The organism is Maritimibacter sp. 55A14, from assembly GCF_003122205.1.
In the GTDB taxonomy this organism is placed as follows: domain Bacteria; phylum Pseudomonadota; class Alphaproteobacteria; order Rhodobacterales; family Rhodobacteraceae; genus QEYE01.
Genome location: NZ_QEYE01000012.1, coordinates 32565 through 52142 on the forward strand (window position 1 = coordinate 32565; position 19578 = coordinate 52142).

A 19578-nucleotide genomic window follows, 5' to 3' on the forward strand; every position below is an offset into this window, starting at 1 on the left:
ATGCCACACTAGCCACAGGCACGCTGCTAGACCACCGCGGGACGCGCCCCTCGCCCGCCTACCCCTCCTCCGGCGGCGCGCCGCCCTGGAACGTGTTCTCGCGGCTGTAGTTGCAGGGGGCTTCCTGCATTTCCAGATGCAGCCGGTCCCCGGTATAGGGATGCGCGCGGGCCAGGTCCTCGTCGAAGGCGATGCCCAGCCCCGGCGCGTCGGGCGGGCGGACGAAGCCGTCCTCCCAGGCGATCGTGTGGCCGATCAGCGCGGCGTGGAAGCCGTCGCCGGTGCCGATCGTCTCGACCATCAGCAGGTTGGGGATCACTGCGGCAAGCTGCACATTCGCCGCCCATTCCACCGGCCCGGCATAGAGATGCGGCGCAATCTGCGCGTTGAACGCCTCGGCCAGCGCGGCGATCTTGCGGCATTCCAGGATGCCCCCGGCCCGGCCCAGTGCAGGTTGCAGGATCGACGCGCCGCCCAGCCGCAAGAGCGTGGCGAACTCCGCCTTGGTGCAGAGCCGCTCGCCCGTGGCGATGGGAATGCGGACAGCCTGCGCCACGCGCGCGAATTCGGCCGGATTGTCGGGCGGTATGGGCTCCTCGAACCAGAGCGGGTCGAACGCCTCCAGCCGCCGGCCCAGCCGGATCGCCCCGTCGGTGGTGAACTGGCCATGGGTGCCGAAAAGCAGATCGGCGCGCGCGCCCACCGCGTCCCGGATCGCGCGGCAGAATTCGGCGGAAAGCTCGATATCGCGCATCGCGGGCTGGTGGCCGCCGCGGATCGTGTACGGCCCCGCGGGGTCGAATTTCACCGCCGTGAAGCCCATCTCCACCATGTCGAGCGCGGCTTCCGCGGCCATCTCGGGCGAGGACCAGAAGGCCGACGGGTCGTGCCCCGGCTGCGGGTAGAGATAGGTATAGGAGCGTATGCGTTCGTTCATCCGCCCGCCGATCAGCGCATGGACCGGGCGCTCATGCGCCTTGCCCAGGATGTCCCAGCAGGCGATCTCGAGCCCCGAAAAGGCGCCCATCACGGTGGGATCGGGACGCTGCGTGAAACCCGAGGAATAGGCGCGGCGGAACATGAGCTCGATGTTTTCGGGATTCTCGCCGGCCATGTGGCGCTCGAACACATCCTCGATCACCGCGCGCATGGCCTGCGGCCCCACCGCGCTGGCGTAGACCTCGCCATAGCCGATAATGCCGTTATCGGTGGTCAGGCGCACGACTATCCAGTAGCGCCCGCCCCAGCCCGGCGGCGGCGGGGCGACCACGAAAATCTCCAGATCGCGCAGCTTCATCGCGCGCCCCCTTATCAGTCGAAGACGATGACGTTGCGCCGGGCATGACCCGCGTTCACCTCGGCGATGGCCTCGTTGATCTCCTCCAGCCGGTAGCGCCGGGAGATCAGCTCGTCGAGCTTGAGGCGGCCCTGCCGGTACATCTCGATCAGCCACGGGATGTCGCGCGCGAGCACCGTGTCGCCCATCTTGGAGCCGACCATGGACTGGCTCAGCGCCGCAACGATCGAGGGGTCGTACTCGACCTTGGCCCCCGCGGGCGTCATGCCGACCATCACCAGCATCCCGCCCGGCGCCAGGTAGCGCGGTGCCTCGGCATAAACGACCGGCACGCCCACGGTGACAAAGGCGTAATCCGCACCGCGCCCGCCGGTGATCGCGCGTACCTCCTTCCACGGCGCGCCGGTGTCCGCCAGGACGCCATGCGTCGCCCCGAATTCCCGCGCAGCCTTCAGCCGTTCTTCCGACAGGTCCACCGCGACGATCTGCGACGCGCCGCAGAGTGCTGCGCCCTGTATGGCGTTGAGCCCGACGCCGCCCGCGCCGATCACCACCGCGCTCTTGCCTGGCTTCATCGCGGCGCTGTTGGTCACCGCGCCGACCCCGGTGATCACGCCGCACGCAAGCAGCGAGGCCGCGTCCATCGCGATATCGTCGGGCAGCCCGACGATCTGACTGGCATCAACGACCACGCGCTCGGCGAAGGCGCCGGTATCGAGCCCCTGTTCCAGTGCCCCGCCATCGGGCAGGCTGAGCGGCCCCGGCCCCGGCGCGCGCCGGGTCTCGCAGCGCACCGGATGCGCCTCGGCGCAGCCCGGACAATGCCCGCAGGACCTGATCAGCGTGACCAGCACTGCATCGCCCTCCGCGTAGCCGCGCACGCCTTCTCCCAGCGCGGTGATCCGGCCCGCGGCTTCGTGCCCATAGACCGCCGGCAACGCGCCGCCCCAGGCCCCTTCGGCATAGGAAATGTCCGAATGGCAAACGGCGCAGGCGTCGATCTTCACCTCGACTTCGCCGGGACCGGGCGCGGCCAGTTCGGCCTCGCCGATGCGCAGCGGCTCGCCGAAGGCTTCGCAGATGGCGGCGCGGATTCTGGTCATGGTCCCTCCCAGGGTTGCGGGCCGCCTGCGCGGTCGCTCCGGCCGCGAGCGGAGCCCAAAGCGCCCCGGCGGTCAAGCGGAAATCCCGGCTGTGGCCGGGGTCCGCGCCGTGGCGTAGGGCCAGACAGCCGCAATCGAGTTCTTGTCTCTCATCGCTTTCTTTGGCCCATATTCAGCAACAATCCGCAGCCTATACGCTGAATGTCGCCGGAAATCCGCATCCCCTTGCCCGCGCTTTCCCCACATGCGGCGGCGCATCCTCGACGCCCGGAGCTCCAGCGGGCCGCACGTGGCCCGCTTTGCAATCCATATGGCGCCTTTGGATGCACCGGTTCCGCTCACGTCGCTTCACATCTGGGTGGCGCGAGCATTTATGGGCGCAAAATGACGAAACCCGCCCAGAGGTAACGAATTCCTGCCTTTTTCAAGTCAATGTTCCCGAGTAATTTTGCCGATGGGTGGCGATGTAATCGGGACGAGTGCGCGTGCCATGACCACATTGATTTTCCGGCCTGCCCTCTATGCGCTGCTTTGCGCACTGGGCTTTATCGGGGCGATCATCTTCCTCAACACCACACCGCTGTCCCCGACGATGGCGGCGCTGTCGCTGGTGACCTCCACCACGCTGGGCGCGGCGCTCTGCGAACTGCCGGTGCTGCGCAACCGCCATCCGGTGTTCATTTTCGTGGCCACATTCGGGCTGGTCGGCGCCTTCGTCTACGTGCTGTCCTTGATGCTCGGCGCGCCCGCGCCGGGGGCCGAGCTTTGGGGGATCGTGCTGATCGCCGCGGGGCTGGCCTGCATGTCGCGCTGAAGCCCGGCTTGCGGCGGGCTGCGCGATCCGCGAAACTCGCCGAAATCCAACCGGCGGCGGAGCGTATGTTTTCATGCAGATGATCGACCTGGGCGACGTGCGCCTGCATTGCGTCGAGACAGGAACGCCCGACGGCGCACCGCTGGTCTTTGCGAATTCGCTGGGCACCGATCTGCGCATCTGGGACCGCGTGGTGGACCGGATGCCGCGGGAGTTGCACATCGTCCGCTACGACATGCGCGGGCACGGGCTGTCCTCCTGCCCTGGCGGGCCATACGCGATGGGAGCGCTGGTGCGCGACGCCGAGCGGCTTCTCGACCGGCTGGAGGTGCGCGACTGCGTCTTCGTGGGGCTCTCCATCGGCGGCATGGTCGCGCAGGGGCTGGCGGTCAAGCGGCTCGATCAGATCCGCGCGCTGGTGCTGTCGAACACCGCCGCCAAGATCGGCACGGCGGAGGCCTGGCAGGACCGGATCGCGGTGGTGGAGAAGGACGGCATCGCCGCTTTGGCCGAACCGGTGCTGGAACGCTGGTTCTCCGCCCGCTTTCGGCGCGAACACCCGGCGGAACTGGAAGGTTGGCGCAACATGCTGACGCGCCAGCCCGCCCAGGGGTACGCCGGCTGCTGCGCCGCAATCGCGGGCACCGATTTCTACACCCCCACATCCGGGCTGACCCTGCCGACATTGGCCATCGCCGGAAGCGAGGACGGCGCCACCCCGCCCGATCTGGTACGCGAGACTGCCGGGCTGATCCACGGCGCGCAGTTCGAGCTGATCCGCGGCGCGGGGCACATCCCGTGCGTCGAGGCGCCGGAACGCTATGCCGAATTGCTGGAGGGCTTCCTGCGCGAGATCGGCCATCTCTGAGCCTGCCCCTTTGCCATCGCCCGACCGCATGGTATCTGCAACGCGAAATCGCAGCCTTGGAGCGGACAGACCATGACCAATCCCTGCATCCTCTGCGTGGCCATCACCGGCTCGGTCCCGCGCAAGGAGAACAACCCGGCCGTGCCGATCACCGTATCCGAACAGATCGAGAGCACCCATGAAGCCTTCGAGGCCGGCGCCTCGATCGCGCATTGTCATGTCCGGCTCGACGACGGCACGCCCACATCCGACCCCGACCGTTTCGGGCGGCTGATGGAGGGCATCCGCGCCCATTGCCCCGGCATGATCGTGCAGCTTTCCACCGGCGGGCGCTCGGGCGCGGGGGCGGAACGCGGCGGCATGTTGCCGCTGCGCCCCGAGATGGCCTCGCTCTCGGTCGGGTCCAACAACTTCCCGACGCGCGTCTACGAGAACCCGCCCGATCTGGTGGACTGGCTGGCGGCGGAGATGCTGAAATACGACGTCAAGCCCGAGATCGAGGCCTTCGACCTGTCGCATATCTTCCAGGCGGTGAAGATGCAGGGCGACGGACGGCTCAAGGGGCCGCTGCATGTCCAGTTCGTGATGGGCGTCAAGAACGCCATGCCCGTGGACCGCGAAGTCTTCGATTTCTACGTTGCCACGCTGCGCCGGCTGACCCCCGACGCCACATGGTGCGGGGCGGGCGTGGGTCCGGGACAGGTGCTGCTCAACGAATGGTCCATCGCCGCGGGCGGCCACACCCGCACCGGGCTGGAGGACAATATCCGCTGGGACCGCGAACGGCTGGCCCCGTCCAATGCCGCGCTTGTCGGGCGCGCCGCCGAGATCTGCGCGCGCCACGAACGCCCGGTTGCCACGCCGGCGCAGGCGCGGGCGATCCTCGGGCTCCGGGCAGCGGGCTGAGCCGATGGCCGTGACACCCTTCGACAGCTCGCTCTACCGCGATCTTTTCCACGACGCGGAGCTGGGCAAGCTCTTCACCGACAGTGCCGAGGTTCGCGCGATGATGATCGTCGAGGGCGCGCTGGCCAAGGTGCAGGGCAAACTGGGCGTGACCCCCGAGATCAGCGGCGAGGCCATCCACCGCGCGAGCCTGGAGTTGCAGATCGACCCCGGCGGGCTGACGGCGGAGACCGGCGTGAACGCGGTGCCGGTACCGGCGCTGGTGCAGGCCTTCCGCGCCGCGATGCAGGCCCCCGACCACGCGCAATACCTGCATTGGGGCGCGACCTCGCAGGATATCAAGGACACCGCGCTGGTGCTGCGGCTCCGCCAGGCGGCGGTGCTGATGGACGCGCGGCTCGCCGCGCTGGCGGGCACGCTGGCGGCGCTCGCGGAAACCCATCGCGCCACGCCCATGGCCGCGCGCACATGGGGCCAGGCCGCCACACCCACGAGTTTCGGCGCGGTCGCGGCGGGCTGGGGCTGGCCCCTGCTCGACCACCGCGCCCGGCTGGCCGAACTGCGCCCGCGGCTTCTTCGGGTCAGCCTGTCGGGGGCGGCGGGCACCGGATCGGCACTTGGGCCGCAAGCCACCGAGACCGCCATGGCGCTGGCCGAGGCGCTGGGGCTCGCTGCGCCGGGGCATAGCTGGCACGCCACCCGCGACGCTCTGGCCGAGTTCACCGGCTGGCTGGCGCTGGTGGCCGGAAGCCTCGCCAAGATGGGCGAGGATGTGCACCTGATGTCCCAGACAGGCATCGCGGAGCTTGGCGCGGGCGCGAGCGACGGCGGCGGCTCCTCCACCATGCCGCAGAAGCGCAACCCGGTGCAGCCCGCGCTGCTGGGCGCACTCGCCCGCCACGCCGCCACGCTTCAGGCCGCGATGACGGGCGCCCTGGCGCACCGGCAGCAACGCGACGGCGCGGCCTGGATGACGGAATGGCTCTGCCTGCCGCAGATCTGCATGGCCACGGGGCGGGCGCTGTCGATCGCCTGCGAGATGGCCGGCAGCCTGGTGCCGGAGCCGCGCCGCATGGCCGCCAATCTCGCCGGCGACGGGCTGGGACTGATCCATGCCGAGGCGTTGAGCTTCGCGCTGGCCGGGACCATGCCGCGCCCGGAGGCGCAGGCCGCCGTCAAGACACTCTGCGCGGAGGCCGCCCGAACCGGCACGCCGCTGCCGGAGCTTGCCGCGACTCGCTGGCCGGAACAGGATTTCTCGGCCGTATTCGACCCGGCGGCGCAGCTCGGGCAGGCGCCCGCCGAAGCCGACCGTTTTGCCGCCGCCGTGCGCGCCGCGCCCTGACATCCCGCGCAGAAAGGAGCCACCCATGATCGCCGTCATCTTCGAGGTCACGCCCGCGGAAGGACACTACGACGCCTATCTCGATATCGCCGCCAAGCTGCGCCCGCACCTTGAGCAGATCGACGGGTTCATCTCGGTCGAGCGGTTCCGCAGCCTGACCGAGGAAGGCAAGCTGCTCTCGGTGTCCTTCTTCCGCGACGAGGCCGCCGTGGCGCAGTGGCGCAACACCGATTTCCACCGCGAGGCGCAGGCCGCGGGGCGTGGCGGTGTCTTTGCCGACTATCGGCTTCGGGTCGCGGAGGTACTGCGCGACTACGGCATGCAGGACCGCGCCGAGGCCCCCGCAGACAGCCGCGCCCATCACGGCTGAGCGCGCGCCGCGCGGATCACCGCGCATTGACCCGGCGCGAATGTGCCACACGGAGGACGCCAGTATACGGCACTGTGAACCGGCCGCCATCTGTGCCAATCTCGTCCAGATTCTGCTGCGTAACGGACCCGAGCCCGAGTCATGCGTTTCCCCTTCCCTTCCCGTGCCATGCGGCTGTTGCGCAACGGCGTGCTGCTGGCCTGCCTGCTCGCGCAGGGGGCTGCCGCCGCGGAGCTTTCGCTGCGCCTGAAAGGCGGGAATGACGACCTGAAGGACGCGCTTCAGGGCGCCTCGCTTCTGAGCACCGCGATGCGCGACAAGGTCACTGACCCCGACGAGGTCCTGGCGGCGGCTGATGCCGACTATGCCCGGCTTCTGGCGGTGCTTTACGACGCGGGCTATTTTTCCAGCGTCCTGTCGATCCGCATCGACGGGCGGGAGGTGGCCTCGATCTCGCCATTCGACCGGCTGGACCGGGTGGACAAGATCGTGATCGCCGCCGAAACCGGCCCCCGCTTCACCTTCCGCCAGGCGGAAATCGCGCCGCTCGCGCAGGCGACCGAACTGCCGGAGGGGTTCGCGCCGGGAAGGCCCGCCTCCACCGGCATGATGCAACGCGCGGTCACTGCCGCCGTCGAAGGCTGGCGCGATGCCGGCCGGCCCAAGGCGCGCCCGGCCGGGCAACGCATCATCGCCGATCACCGCACCAGGCGCGTGGACGCGGCCTTCACGCTCGATCCGGGACGGCTGGCCCATATCGGCGAATTGCGTGTCACCGGCAACAGGGACGTGCGCGCCGGCCGGATCATCGACATCGCCGGGCTCGACCGTGGCGCGCCCTTCTCTCCGGAGCGCCTGCGCCGCTCCGAACGCCGCCTGCGCAGGTCTGGCGCCTTCAGCTCCGTCGCGCTGACGGAGGCCGAGGAGATCGACGACGAGGGCAATATCGACATCATCGCGCAGGTCTCGGAGGCCAAGCCGCGGCGCATCGGGGCGGGCGCCGAGTACAGTACCGATGACGGCTTTGCCCTCAACGCCTACTGGCTGCACCGCAACCTTCGAACCGGCGCCGAGCGGCTGCGGATCGAAGGCGGCGTCAAGGGCATCGGCGGCACCGCCGGCGGGATCGACTACAACATCGCCACCACCTTCAGCCGCCCCGCGACGTTCAGCCCGGACACCGATGCGGAGCTACGGCTGGAGATCCAGCATCTCGATGAGCCCGAGTTCAAACTCGACAATTTCGACATCGAGACCGGCGTGCGGCACATCTTTTCGGATGAGTTGGAGGGCCGGCTCGCGATTGGATACCGGCATTCCGAAGTGGATGACGATTTCGGCTCCCGCAGCTTCGAGATCGTCAAGCTGCCCGGCGCGCTGACCTGGGACCGGCGCGACGACGAACTCGACGCCACCGAGGGCTTCTACGCCCATGCCACGGCGATGCCCTTCACCGATGTCACCGACCCGAAGCCGGCCGTCCGGCTGACCTTCGACGGGCGCGCCTATCGCAGTGTCGGCAAGGTGGTTCTGGCGGGCCGCGTGCAGGTGGGCAGCGTCGCGGGGCCGGGGCTGCTCGACGTGCCGCCAGACCTGCTCTTCTTCTCGGGCGGCGGCGGCACGGTCCGCGGCCACGACTTCCAGGCGCTGGCCGTCGAACGGCCGGGCGGGCGGAGCACCGGCGGCCGCTCGTTCCTGGGGCTTTCCGTCGAGGCCCGCATGCCGGTGACAGAAACGATCGGCATGGTCGCCTTCACCGATGCGGGCTATATCAGCGACCAGAGCGTTCCGGGCGTCGATGGCGAATGGCATGCCGGCGCGGGGCTCGGGCTGCGCTACGCCACGCCGATCGGGCCGATCCGCGTCGATCTGGCCACCCCGGTGCGCGGCGGCAGCAGCGGTCAGGTGCAGCTCTATATCGGGATCGGACAGGCGTTTTGAGACGGCTCACTGCATATCTGCTCATCGCGCTTTTCGCCTTCGTGCCGCCCGGCTCGCTGGGCGCACAGGAAGGCGAGGAGGGCAAGGACTACCTGACCCGCAAGCTGGAGGAGCTGTTGTCGGCCGCCGGCTACCTGGTGCGCATCGAGGGGTTTGAGGGCGCACTCAGTTCCACCGCATCGCTGGACCGGCTGACCATTTCGGACGAGGGCGGCGTCTGGCTGACGCTCGAAGGGGTCGCGCTGGACTGGACGCGCTCGGCGCTCCTGCGCGGGCGGGTGGAGGTCAATGCACTGACCGCCAAGGCCATCACGCTCGCGCGCCCGCCAGAGCCGGTCGAGGGTGCGAACAGACCGGAAGCCGAGGCGTCCGGCTTCTCGCTGCCGCAACTGCCCGTCTCGGTGGAGATCGGCGAGATCGCGGCCGGGCGTGTGAACCTGGGCAAGCCGGTGATCGGCGTCGCCGCCGCGGTTTCGCTCAAGGGCTCAATGTCGCTGGTCGAGAACCGTGCATTGGCCGATCTGGAGATCCTGCGCATCGACGGGCCGAAGGGACAGTTCACCATCAAGGTCGATTTCGACGGCACCGCCGAGACGCTGTCGCTCGACCTGGCGCTGGTGGAAGGGCCCGACGGGATCGCGGCGAATATAATGGATCTGCCGGACCGCCCGGCGGTCGAGTTGACGCTCTCGGGCACCGGGCCGCTGTCGGATTTCGGCGCCGAGCTGCTACTGGCCACAGACGGGCAGGAGCGGCTGACCGGCAGGTTCCGCCTCGCCGAAACAGAAGAGGGCGGCGCACGCGGCTTCACGACCGACCTCTCGGGCGATGTGACGGCCCTGCTGGCCCCCGATTTCCGGCCGTTTTTCGGAGCCGATGTCCGCCTCCATGCCAGGGGCGCGCGGGCCGCGGACGGGCGCATGGTGCTCGACGCGCTGGAACTCAGCGCCGCGACGCTGACCCTCGAAGGTTCTGCGGCGTTGGCCGCCGACGGCTTTCCGGAATCCTTCGCGCTGAACGCCCGCCTGGCCGACCCTGAAGGCGGCCGGGTGCGCCTGCCCGTGGAGGGGCCGCCGATCATGGTGGACCGGGCCACGCTCGACCTGGATTTCGACGCCGCGGAGGGCTCCGCCTGGGAGGGCGCCTTCGACGCCCGTGGGCTCGAACGCGGCGGCATGGCACTCGACATGCTGCGGCTCGACGCGGGCGGCACCATTGCACGCGGCACGGATGCGGGCAGCGTCGATCAGGTGCGCGCCAATCTCGACCTGGCGGGCCGTGGCCTACGGCTCGAGGATCCTGGACTGGCCCGCGCGATGGGTGACCGGCTGGACGGCGCAGCGCGGATCATCTGGAAGGAGGGCGCGCCGCTGACGCTCACCTCGCTCTGGCTCGACACGCGGAGCGCGCGCATGGCGGCCTTCGGCACGGTGGAGGATCCTGCCGGCGGCATCACCGCCCGTGGCACGGCGCGGGCCGAGATCTCCAACCTTGCCGCTCTGTCGGAGATCGCCGGTCGGCCGCTGGAAGGCCAGGCGTCGCTGGCCGTCAGTGGCGTGGCGACGCTGCTGGCCGGCACGTTCGATCTGGACATTTCGGGGACCACGCAGGGGCTGGTTCTGGGCGAAGAAATCCTCGACCGCCTGCTGCATGGCGAAAGCCGCCTGAAGCTCGCGATCCGCCGCGACGAGACGGGCATCCGGCTGGGCGACGCGCGGCTGAAGACGCCGGAACTCGACGTTACCGCCGACGGCGCACTCAGCTCCGACGATGCGGGGCTGGACATTTCCGCGCGCCTGCGCGACGCCTCCGCGCTGACGCCCAAGCTCTCCGGCCCGGTGACCGTGCAGGGCCGCCTCACCCAGCGCGGCGAGGGCTACGATATCGACATGGACGCCACCGGGCCGGGCGGCGCGGAAGCCGCATTGCGCGGTGTGCTGAGCGACCCCACGGGCACGGCGACCTGGGAGGGCGCAGTGCAGGCCAGCGTCGCGGAACTGTCGGCCTATGCGAAACTGGCCGGGCGGCCGCTGCGCGGGCGCGCCGCGCTCGACCTCGACGGCGTCCTGCGCCCGCTCGAACCGGCGTTCGACCTGGAGCTTTCGGGCAGCGCGACCGACCTCGCCCTCGACGAGGAGACCGTGGACCGGCTGCTGCGCGGCGAGAGCCGGATCGAGGGCGGCGTCCGGCTCGAGGGCCGGTCGCTCACGCTGCGCCATGTCACGCTCGAGACACCGGAGCTTTCGGCCTCGGGCGACGGGACGATCGGGCCGGAGGCCGAGGGGCTCAGCTTCGAGGCGCGGCTCAACGATGTGGGCCGGATCACCCCGGCGCTTTCGGGTCCGGTTTCCGCGCGCGGCACGCTTGCGCAGGAGGGTGAGCGCTACCGCGTCGATTTCAGCGCCGATGGCCCCGGCGGCGCAACGGCGGCGGTGGCCGGCACGCTGCCTGCGGGCGCGGGCGATCTGGACGTGACCGCGCGCGGCCAGCTTCCGCTGGCGCTGGCCGACGGAATGCTGGAAGCCTCGGGCGTGCGCCTGCGCGGCGGGCTTTCGTTCGATCTGGCGCTGCGCGGGCCGCCGGGGCTGGGCGCGCTTTCGGGCCGCGTCTCGACCGGCGGCGCGCAAGTCTTCGTCCCCGCGGCGCAACTGACGCTGGAGGGGCTTGAGGCCAGCGCCGACATCGCGGGCGGCGCGGCGCGGCTGGAGGCCAGAACCAGTATCGCGGGCGGCGGGCGCGCCAGGCTATCGGGGCGGGTCGCGCTCGACCCCGCCGCCGGTTTTCCCGCCGAACTGGCGCTGGAACTGCGCGACCTGGTGCGCCGCCAGCGCCGGCTCTACAGCACCATCATCGACGCCGATATCAACGTTGACGGCCCGCTGACCGGCGGCGCGATGATCGCGGGAAATGTCCGGCTGGGCGAGACGGAACTGCGCATCCCCTCTGCCTCCGCGGGCGGGGCGGCGGCGATCCCCGACATTACCCATCTGGGCGCACCGCCTGCCGTCCGCGCCACCCTGGCGCGCGCCGGGTTCGGCACAAGTGCGGACGCCATAGACAGCAGCCGCGGCGGACGGCCATTCCGGCTCGACCTCCAGATCGATGCGCCGCGGCGCATCTTCCTGCGCGGGCGCGGTCTCGACGCCGAGCTTGCCGGCGCGATCCGGCTGCGCGGCACCACCGCCGATGTCCAGCCCGCGGGGCGGTTCGAACTGATCCGGGGGCGCCTGGATTTCCTGGGCAAGCGGCTGACCCTCACGGAAGCGAACGTAACCTTGGCCGGGCGGCTCGTGCCCACGGTCCGCATCGTCGCGCGTAGCGAGGCCGAGGACGGCACGACCGTCTTCGTCACGGTGGAAGGCCCGGCCAGCGAACCGACGATCAGCTTCAGTTCGGACCCCGCGCTGCCCGAGGACGAGATCCTGGCGCGGCTGATCTTCGGGCGCGGCGTGACGCAGCTTTCCGCGGTGCAGGCCGCGCGGCTTGCCTCGGGCGTCGCGCAACTGGCCGGCAAAGGCGGCATCGGCGTGCTGGGCAAGCTGCGAAAGGCGACGGGGCTCGACGATTTCGACGTGACATCGGATGGCGAAGGCACGACGACGGCGCGGGCGGGCAAATACATCTCCGACAGGGTCTACACCAATGTCGAGGTGGACAGCGAAGGCCAAAGCAACGTCACGATCAATCTCGACGTCACCAAGAGCCTGACGGCGCGCGGCCGGGTCGGATCGGACAATACCAGCAGCATCGGGATATTCTTCGAACGCGATTACTGATCCGGTGGCCACCGACTCCGCCGAGTCCTCGAAACCGCAATTTCCAAATGCTATCAGGGGTCGTCCGGCAGGCGATCCGGCCCGCATCCGCGATTGTCACAATACATTCATGTATCTGACATGCAGATGTTGCCTTGGGTTGTAGTGTTGCCAAAGACACACTGTCACAAAAACGTTAACTTGATAAATTTACTAATATTTCTAATTATTTATTCATAAACGACTTTCTTTTCCTTTGCTGTTGCAGAAATACTATAGCCAGCCTCACGCGAGGGGCGTAGGTGGGGGCCACTCCAATCAGGAGCGTGACAACCCACCCATGTGAGGGACCCATGAAAAAATCCATCCTCTTCACCGCGAGCGCGCTTGCGCTGCTCGCCTCGCCGGTTGCGGCACAGCAATTCACCCAGGCGCAACTCGACTGGCTGAACGAAAACTACGTGCCGCGCACGGAAATCGGCAAGAACGGCGCCGTGACCCACGGCAAGTCGGGCGTCCGCCTGAAACTGTCGGGCCAGGTCAACCGCGCCATCCTGTTCACCGATGACGGCGACGAGACCGACCACTTCTTCGTGGACAACGACAACTCCTCGACCCGCGTCCGCTTCCAGGGCGAAGGCGATGTCGGCGACTACACCATCTTCACCAATATCGAGGTCCAGTTCGAGTCGAACTCGACCGCCGACGTCAGCCAGCTCGACGACACGACGGGCGGCGCCAGCTTCACCGAGCGTAAGCTGGAAGTGGGCGTCAAGGGCCCGATCGGCAAGCTGAGCCTGGGTCAGGGCGACATGGCGTCGAACGGCACCTCCGAGGTCGATCTGTCGGGCACCGGCGTGATCGGCTATTCCGGCATCGCCGACTTCGCCGGCGGCATCCTGTTCCGTGACGAGACGACCGGCGTGCTCTCCGGCACCACCATCGGCGACGTCTTCACCCAGTTCGACGGCCAGAGCCGCCGCGACCGCATCCGCTACGACAGCCCGACGCTGGCCGGCTTCACCGCCTCCACGTCCTTCGGCGAAGACGACCGCTGGGACGCCGCGCTGCGTTACGCGGGTGAATTCGGCTCGATCCGCGTCGAGGGTGCGGCCGCCTACGGTTCCGACAACAACTCGGACGAAATCCTGAACGGCTCGGTCTCCTTCCTGGAAACCAATTCCGGCATCAGCGTGACGCTGGCTTACGGTGAAGAGGATCTGGACGTGAACCCGAACAATATCGACCCACAGTTCTACTACGCCAAGCTCGGCTGGCAGACCAACGGGTTGACCTCGCTCGGCAAGACCGCGTTCGCAATCGACTATACCCAGGCTGACGAACTCGATCCTGACGGCTCAGGTGCGCTTACCGGGGTGGACGGCGAGTTCACCTCCTACGGTATCTTCGTGGTGCAGAACATTGACGCTGCCGGAACCGAACTCTACGCTGGCGTCCGCAACCACGAGTACGATTCACCCGCCACGAATTTCGATGACATCCTGGCCGCCATGGTCGGTGCACGGGTCAAGTTCTGATGAACGCAACGAAGAGTTCCCTGGCGATACGCGCCCTTGCCATCCTCGCTCTGCTGGGTCTTGCGGCCTGCGGCGATCCCATCGACCCCGACAATGTCGCACGGGTTGACGAGATCCCGCCCGGCTCCGGCCTGCTGACCAAGGAAGAAGGCGCCTTCGTCAAGGAGTTCTGAGAAGACAAGGCCCGGTGCGGACACCCCGCACCGGGCCATTCTCTGCCCGCCCGGCCCGGAGAACTCCGGACCGGGCGTTTTCACTCACAGCATCATCTGATAGCTGACCGGCACATAGTCGAAGCCGTCGCCCCGTGTCTCGACATACCCCATCGCCGGGAACGGCATGTGGTAGCCGATGAAGGTCACCCGGTCCGCGGCCAGCATCCCCAAAACCTTTCGCCGCGTCTCCGCCGCCCTTCCCTTGTCCATGTCGAAGCGCACCTCCCAGTCGGGATAGGCCAGGGACCAGACATAGTGGTTGGCGGTATCGGCGAAGACCAGAAGCTGCCTGCCGCCGCTTTCCAGCATGTAGGCCATGTGCCCCGGCGTGTGGCCGAACGCCTCCACCGCCGTGATGCCCGGCGCCACGGCGCCGCCCCCGGACAGGAAGCTCATTCGGTCGGCCAGCGGCGCGACATTGGCCTCGAAAAGCTCGTTGCCGGCCTTGGACCAGGCGTCGAATTCCACCTGCCCGGTGACGAAGCGCGCATTCGGAAAGGTCGGCGCGCCGTCGGTCATCAGACCGCCGATATGGTCGGGATGCATATGGGTGATGACAACCACATCGACCTGATCGGGCGCATACCCGGCCGCACCCAGCGCGCCGGCGATGCCCGCCCCGTTCAGCCCGGTGTCGAAGAGCACAAGTTCGGCCCCGGTATTGACCAGCGTGGGCGTGAAGAAGAACTGCGAGACATCGGTCGGCAGGAACGCCGCGCGGGAGACGGCCTCGAACTCCTCGACGCCGACATTGAGCCCGAAGATGCCGTGCGGGTTCTCGACCGGGCGGGTCGCCGCCAGAAGCACCGTCACCTCGAGATCGCCCAGCATGAAGCGGTTGAAATCCTTGCCGCCCGGCCCCTTCATTTCGGCCCCCGCATGGGCGGCTCTGCCCGGCAGCGCGGCCGAGAGCGGCAGCGCGGCGGCTCCGATCAGCGCGGCGCGGCGCGAAAGTCTCAACGTGTCAGACATGAAAGTGTCCCCCTTACGATTGCCAAATTCCTTCCCGGACGCCAGGGCGCGGACCGGTTCTGGCGACACCGTAACCCGCATTCAGGCATCGGATCATGACATTCCGGTGAGGGCGCGACGCGCCGGGCTCATTCCCACCAGCGGTCGATCTCGGCGATATCGTCATCGGACCAGCCGAAATGATGGGCAAACTCGTGGACCGTGACATGGGCAACGAGCTCTTCCAGCGTGACATCGCCGCGGTCGCGCCACTCCGCCAGGATCGCGCGGCGGTAGAGCCATACCGTATCCGGGCAGAGCGGCTGGTCGAAGACCGATTTCTCGGTCATCGGGATGCCGTCATAGAGCCCGGTCAACTCCAGCGGGTCTATGAGGCCGAGTTCCGTCAGGATTGCGGCGGGCGCGGTATCTTCCACGCGGATCGCAACCGCGCGGGCGGCGGCGGCGAAGGGCGCGGGAAAACCATCCGCCGTGGCCCGCGCCAGCGCGGCCATTGCACCTGCGCTCGTGTCCGTCCGGCCCTGGTTCATCATGGCGCCTCCCCTGCCCCGCCTGCAGATATGGACAAAACCGGGCCGGTATGAAAGAGCAGGCGCAATCAGGAGACCTGCAATGACCGTCACCCGTTTCGCCCCCTCGCCCACCGGATACATCCATGTGGGCAACCTGCGCACCGCGCTCTTCAACTTCCTGATCGCCCGCAAGTCCGGCGGCCAGTTCATCCTGCGCCTCGACGACACCGACCCCGAGCGCTCACGCGAGGAATATGCCGACGCGATCAAGCGGGATCTCGAATGGCTGGGGCTGACCTGGGACCGGTTGGAGCGCCAGTCGGAACGGCTGGATCGCTATGCCGAGGCCGCCGACCGGCTGCGCGACGCGGGCCGTTTCTACGAGGCGTTCGAGACACCGGGCGAGCTCGACCTGAAGCGCAAGAAACAGCTCAACATGGGCCGCCCGCCGGTCTATGACCGTGCGGCCCTGGCGCTGTCGGAGGCCGACATGGACCGGCTACGCGCCGAGCGCGGCGAGGGGCACTGGCGCTTCAAGCTGCTGCATGAGCGCATCGAATGGACCGACGGCATCCTGGGCGATATCTCGATCGACGCGGCCAGCGTGTCCGACCCGGTCTTGATCCGCGGCGACGGGCTGGTGCTCTATACCCTGGCCTCGGTCGTGGACGACATGGAGATGGGCATCACCCATGTGGTGCGCGGCTCCGACCACGTGACGAACACCGCCACGCAGATCCAGATCATCGAGGCGCTGGGCGGCACGCCGCCCGCCTTCGCCCATCATTCGTTGCTGACCGGCCCGCAGGGCGAGGCGCTGTCGAAACGGCTGGGCACGCTGAGCCTGCGCGATCTGCGCGCGCGCGGCGTGGAGCCGATGGCGCTGCTGTCGCTGCTGGCGCGGATCGGCTCCTCCGACCCGGTGGAACTGCGCGGATCGGTCGAGGAACTGGTGGAGGGGTTCGAGCTGTCGCATTTCACCTCCGCGCCCACGAAATTCGACGAGAACGACCTCTTCCCGCTGACCGCACGCCATGTCGCCGCCCTGCCCTTCGAGGCGGTGGCGGGCCGTATCGCGGAATTGGGCGTGCCCGCGGAGCTGGCGCCGCGCTTCTGGGAGGTGGCGCGCGAGAACATCACCGTGCTGGACGACCTGGAAGGATGGTGGCGCCTCTGCCGCGACGGGGCCGAGCCACTGGTCGAGCCCGAGGATCGTGACTTCGTGGCCGAGGCAATGGCGCTGCTGCCCGCCCCGCCCTATGGCGAGGCGAGCTGGGCGGACTGGACCGAGGCGGTCAAGCAGCAGACCGGCCGCAAGGGCAAGGCGCTCTACATGCCGCTGCGCAAGGCGGTCACGGGCATGTCGCGCGGACCGGAAATGGCGCAGCTCATGCCACTTCTGCAACGGGTGCGCGCACGCGGCTGAGCCTGGCGCATGCCGGGGCGGGCAGCCGCCTCCGGCGGGGATACTTGGAGCAAGAAGAAGGGACGCGCGGCGCGCGGGCAGTCAGGGCGTGCGCAGAGGCGCCGGCAGCCGGGCGAGCCGGTCGTCGATGAAGGTGCGTTCGGCGGCGCTCAAGTCCACATGCCGGGCGTATTGCGGGCGGGCGCGGTCATTCAGGATCGGCGTCTCCCAGCCATCGGTCGTGGCGATGAAGGCATCGGCGCCCGCGGGGCCGAAAACATGCAGGAAGCCCTGCAAGACGCAGTCGAGATAGCTCAGCAGGATCGGGTGTTCGGCGACGGGCGCGGCAAAAGCCGGACTGGTGCGGTAGATATGGACCTCCGCCGGAACGGGCAGGTCATGGGTGACGTCCCGCAGCGGAAGCCGGTCATAGGCGGCCTCGCGCAGGTCAAGCGCAGCCCAGTCCCCGCCGGGCACTGCCGCCACCAGCCCGTCGATGGCCTGGTCCGGCGCAGGCTCGACCGACAGGAAGGCGGCCTGGCGCCGGGTTGTGTGGCGCCAGACGCGCCGCCAGCCGATGGCGCGGGCCGGCCGGGCGTCGGGGAAATCATGGGTCCTGCGGTTCACCAGCGAGCCGTAGCCGAAGAAATACGGGTCCGCGGGGCGGTCTCTCGAAATTGTCATGGCTTCGGGAATGCCACGGGGCCGCACCGGGATGCAAGGCGCTTGCCCGGCAGATTGCTTTGGTCTACCACTGCATACGCAAGCACGGGAGAACCGGACACCACCGGTGCCGAAGGAGCAACCGCCCCGGAAACTCTCAGGCCAAGGGACCGTGCCTTGCGTCAGAACTCTGGAGAGATCCCGGTGCGTGCCGGGGCGCCGAAGGGATAACGATCTCAGGCGAAAGGACAGAGGGGGCATCGCCGGCGACCCGCGGGGTCGCTTTGACGCGGTGCCGGTCGTTCTGCAACATGGGCGTCGGCGACAGACGGGAGGCAAAGATGCCCGAGCTGAAACGCACGGCCTTGCATGCGCTCCATGCGGAACTGGGCGCCAGGATGGTACCCTTCGCCGGCTACGAGATGCCGGTGCAGTACAAACCCGGCGTCCTGAAGGAGCACCTGCACACGCGCGCCGCCGCGGGGCTTTTCGATGTCGGTCATATGGGCCAGGTGATCCTGCGCCCGCGCTCCGGAGCGCTGGCCGATGCCGCACTGGCACTGGAGGCGCTGGTGCCGGTCGATCTGCTGAGCCTGGCCGAGGGCCGGCAACGCTACGGGGTCTTCACCAATGCGGCGGGCGGGATCCTGGACGATCTGATGATCACCAACCGGGGTGATCACCTGCTGCTGGTGGTGAACGCCGCCTGCAAGGCGGCCGACATCGCGCATCTGCGCGCGCATCTGGACGAGACCTGCACCATCGAGGTGCTGGACGAACGCGCGCTGATCGCGCTGCAGGGGCCCGAGGCGGAGACAGCACTGGCCCGGCTGGCCCCGGAAATGGCCGGGATGCGCTTCATGGACGTGGCGACCGTGCCGGTCAGCGGCGGCGAAATATGGGTGTCGCGATCGGGCTATACCGGCGAGGACGGCTTCGAGATTTCCCTGCCCGCGGCCGAGGCCGAAGGTTTCGCCAAGGCACTGCTGGAGATGGACGAGGTGGAGCCGATCGGGCTGGGCGCGCGCGATTCGCTGCGCCTGGAGGCGGGGCTCTGCCTCTATGGAAACGACATAGACGAGACCACCAGCCCTGTGGAGGCCGGGCTGAGCTGGGCGATCCAGAAGGCGCGGCGGCGCGGGGGCGACCGGGAAGGCGGCTTTTCTGGCGCGGAGCGCATCCTGGCGGAACTGGAGACCGGCCCCGCGCGGCTGCGCGTCGGGCTGCGCCCGGAGGGCCGGGCGCCGATGCGCGAGGGCGTGGCGCTCTACGCCGCGGCTGAAGGCGGCGCCGCGGTGGGGCATATCACCTCGGGCGCATACGGCCCCTCGGTCGAGGTGCCGGTCGCGATGGGCTATCTGCCCGCCGAACTCGCCCGGCCCGGCACCACCGTCCATGGCGAGCTGCGCGGCAAGCGCCTGCCGGTCACCGTCGCGGAGATGCCCTTCCGCCCATCCACCTACAAACGCTGAAACAGGGAGTGAGAGATATGAAATTCACCGAAGAACATGAATGGCTGCGCATCGAGGAGGATCTCGTCGTGGTCGGCATCACCGAACACGCCGCCGAGCAGCTTGGCGACATCGTGTTCGTGGAACTGCCCGAGCAAGGCACCAAGGTCGCCAGCGGCGACGACGCGGTGGTGATCGAGAGCGTCAAGGCGGCCTCGGACATCCTGGCCCCGCTGGACGGCGAGATCGTCGAGGTCAACGGCACGCTGGACGACAACCCGGCGCTGGTCAACGAGGACCCGCTGGGCGCCGGCTGGTTCTTCAAGATGAAGATCGACGATCTCTCGGCGCTGGACGCCTTCATGGACGAAGACGCCTATAAGGACCTGATCGACTGATCCCACCCCATCCGGGAGCAACCCC

General features: G+C 68.6%; 17 protein-coding genes and 1 riboswitch. Of the genes, 12 read left to right on the forward strand and 5 right to left on the reverse strand.

Going from position 1 to position 19578, the window contains the following annotated elements; translation table 11 throughout:
- Positions 1 to 58: 58 nt before the first annotated feature.
- Positions 59 to 1297 carry a mandelate racemase/muconate lactonizing enzyme family protein gene (locus tag DDZ14_RS11660; RefSeq protein ID WP_109425160.1) on the reverse strand — a complete coding sequence of 413 codons (1239 nt, stop codon included), beginning with the start codon at positions 1295 to 1297 and terminating at the stop codon, positions 59 to 61.
- A 14-nt stretch (positions 1298 to 1311) separates the two neighbouring features.
- The gene (locus tag DDZ14_RS11665; RefSeq protein ID WP_109425161.1) at positions 1312 to 2400 is read right to left on the reverse strand and encodes a Zn-dependent alcohol dehydrogenase; all 1089 of its coding nucleotides are present in this window, start codon (positions 2398 to 2400) and stop codon (positions 1312 to 1314) included.
- 490 nt (positions 2401 to 2890) lie between these two features.
- On the opposite strand from DDZ14_RS11665, the gene DDZ14_RS11670 reads away from it, so the two are divergent.
- From DDZ14_RS11670 to DDZ14_RS19700, 9 genes are all read left to right on the forward strand, one after another.
- Positions 2891 to 3214 carry a hypothetical protein gene (locus DDZ14_RS11670; RefSeq protein WP_109425162.1) on the forward strand — a complete coding sequence of 108 codons (324 nt, stop codon included), beginning with the start codon at positions 2891 to 2893 and terminating at the stop codon, positions 3212 to 3214.
- A 73-nt stretch (positions 3215 to 3287) separates the two neighbouring features.
- A complete protein-coding gene (pcaD, locus tag DDZ14_RS11675; RefSeq protein ID WP_109425163.1) occupies positions 3288 to 4082 on the forward strand; it encodes a 3-oxoadipate enol-lactonase in 795 nt (264 codons plus the stop codon).
- 72 nt (positions 4083 to 4154) lie between these two features.
- Complete coding sequence (locus DDZ14_RS11680) at positions 4155 to 4988, forward strand: 3-keto-5-aminohexanoate cleavage protein (protein ID WP_109425164.1); 834 nt, start codon at positions 4155 to 4157, stop codon at positions 4986 to 4988.
- Between the two features lie 4 nt (positions 4989 to 4992).
- Positions 4993 to 6333, forward strand: a complete 1341-nt coding sequence (locus DDZ14_RS11685; RefSeq protein WP_109425165.1) for a lyase family protein — start codon at positions 4993 to 4995, stop codon at positions 6331 to 6333.
- A 25-nt stretch (positions 6334 to 6358) separates the two neighbouring features.
- A complete protein-coding gene (locus DDZ14_RS11690; protein WP_109425166.1) occupies positions 6359 to 6703 on the forward strand; it encodes an antibiotic biosynthesis monooxygenase in 345 nt (114 codons plus the stop codon).
- A 141-nt stretch (positions 6704 to 6844) separates the two neighbouring features.
- Positions 6845 to 8644, forward strand: a complete 1800-nt coding sequence (locus tag DDZ14_RS11695; protein ID WP_109425167.1) for an autotransporter assembly complex family protein — start codon at positions 6845 to 6847, stop codon at positions 8642 to 8644.
- A complete protein-coding gene (locus DDZ14_RS11700; RefSeq protein ID WP_109425168.1) occupies positions 8641 to 12420 on the forward strand; it encodes a translocation/assembly module TamB domain-containing protein in 3780 nt (1259 codons plus the stop codon). The genes DDZ14_RS11695 and DDZ14_RS11700 overlap by 4 nt, the downstream gene beginning before the upstream one ends.
- A gap of 332 nt (positions 12421 to 12752) precedes the next feature.
- Entirely contained in the window at positions 12753 to 13937 is a 1185-nt protein-coding gene (locus tag DDZ14_RS11705) for a porin (protein ID WP_109425169.1), read from the forward strand.
- Complete coding sequence (locus DDZ14_RS19700; RefSeq protein ID WP_158275515.1) at positions 13937 to 14110, forward strand: hypothetical protein; 174 nt, start codon at positions 13937 to 13939, stop codon at positions 14108 to 14110. Before DDZ14_RS11705 ends, DDZ14_RS19700 begins: the two co-directional genes overlap by 1 nt.
- An 84-nt stretch (positions 14111 to 14194) precedes the next feature.
- Here DDZ14_RS19700 and DDZ14_RS11710 read toward each other — a convergent pair whose 3' ends face one another.
- Both DDZ14_RS11710 and DDZ14_RS11715 read right to left on the reverse strand, forming a co-directional pair.
- Positions 14195 to 15124, reverse strand: a complete 930-nt coding sequence (locus DDZ14_RS11710) for an MBL fold metallo-hydrolase (RefSeq protein ID WP_109425170.1) — start codon at positions 15122 to 15124, stop codon at positions 14195 to 14197.
- Positions 15125 to 15252: 128 nt separating this feature from the next.
- A complete protein-coding gene (locus DDZ14_RS11715; RefSeq protein WP_233252562.1) occupies positions 15253 to 15657 on the reverse strand; it encodes a metallopeptidase family protein in 405 nt (134 codons plus the stop codon).
- Positions 15658 to 15736: 79 nt separating this feature from the next.
- Here DDZ14_RS11715 and gltX point away from each other — a divergent pair, with 79 nt between their 5' ends.
- Positions 15737 to 17062, forward strand: coding sequence for a glutamate--tRNA ligase (gltX, locus tag DDZ14_RS11720; protein WP_109425171.1), 1326 nt, complete (start codon positions 15737 to 15739; stop codon positions 17060 to 17062).
- Between the two features lie 81 nt (positions 17063 to 17143).
- On the opposite strand, the gene DDZ14_RS11725 is transcribed toward gltX, so the two are convergent.
- Positions 17144 to 17725 (reverse strand): gamma-glutamylcyclotransferase family protein, encoded by a 582-nt coding sequence (locus DDZ14_RS11725; RefSeq protein WP_109425172.1) that lies wholly within the window; start codon positions 17723 to 17725, stop codon positions 17144 to 17146.
- A 75-nt stretch (positions 17726 to 17800) separates the two neighbouring features.
- Positions 17801 to 17887: riboswitch (glycine riboswitch) on the forward strand.
- A 158-nt stretch (positions 17888 to 18045) separates the two neighbouring features.
- Between DDZ14_RS11725 and gcvT the strand changes: the two genes are divergently transcribed.
- A complete protein-coding gene (gene gcvT, locus DDZ14_RS11730) occupies positions 18046 to 19176 on the forward strand; it encodes a glycine cleavage system aminomethyltransferase GcvT (protein ID WP_109425256.1) in 1131 nt (376 codons plus the stop codon).
- Between the two features lie 17 nt (positions 19177 to 19193).
- Positions 19194 to 19553, forward strand: coding sequence for a glycine cleavage system protein GcvH (gene gcvH / locus DDZ14_RS11735; protein ID WP_109425173.1), 360 nt, complete (start codon positions 19194 to 19196; stop codon positions 19551 to 19553).
- Positions 19554 to 19578 lie beyond the last annotated feature (25 nt).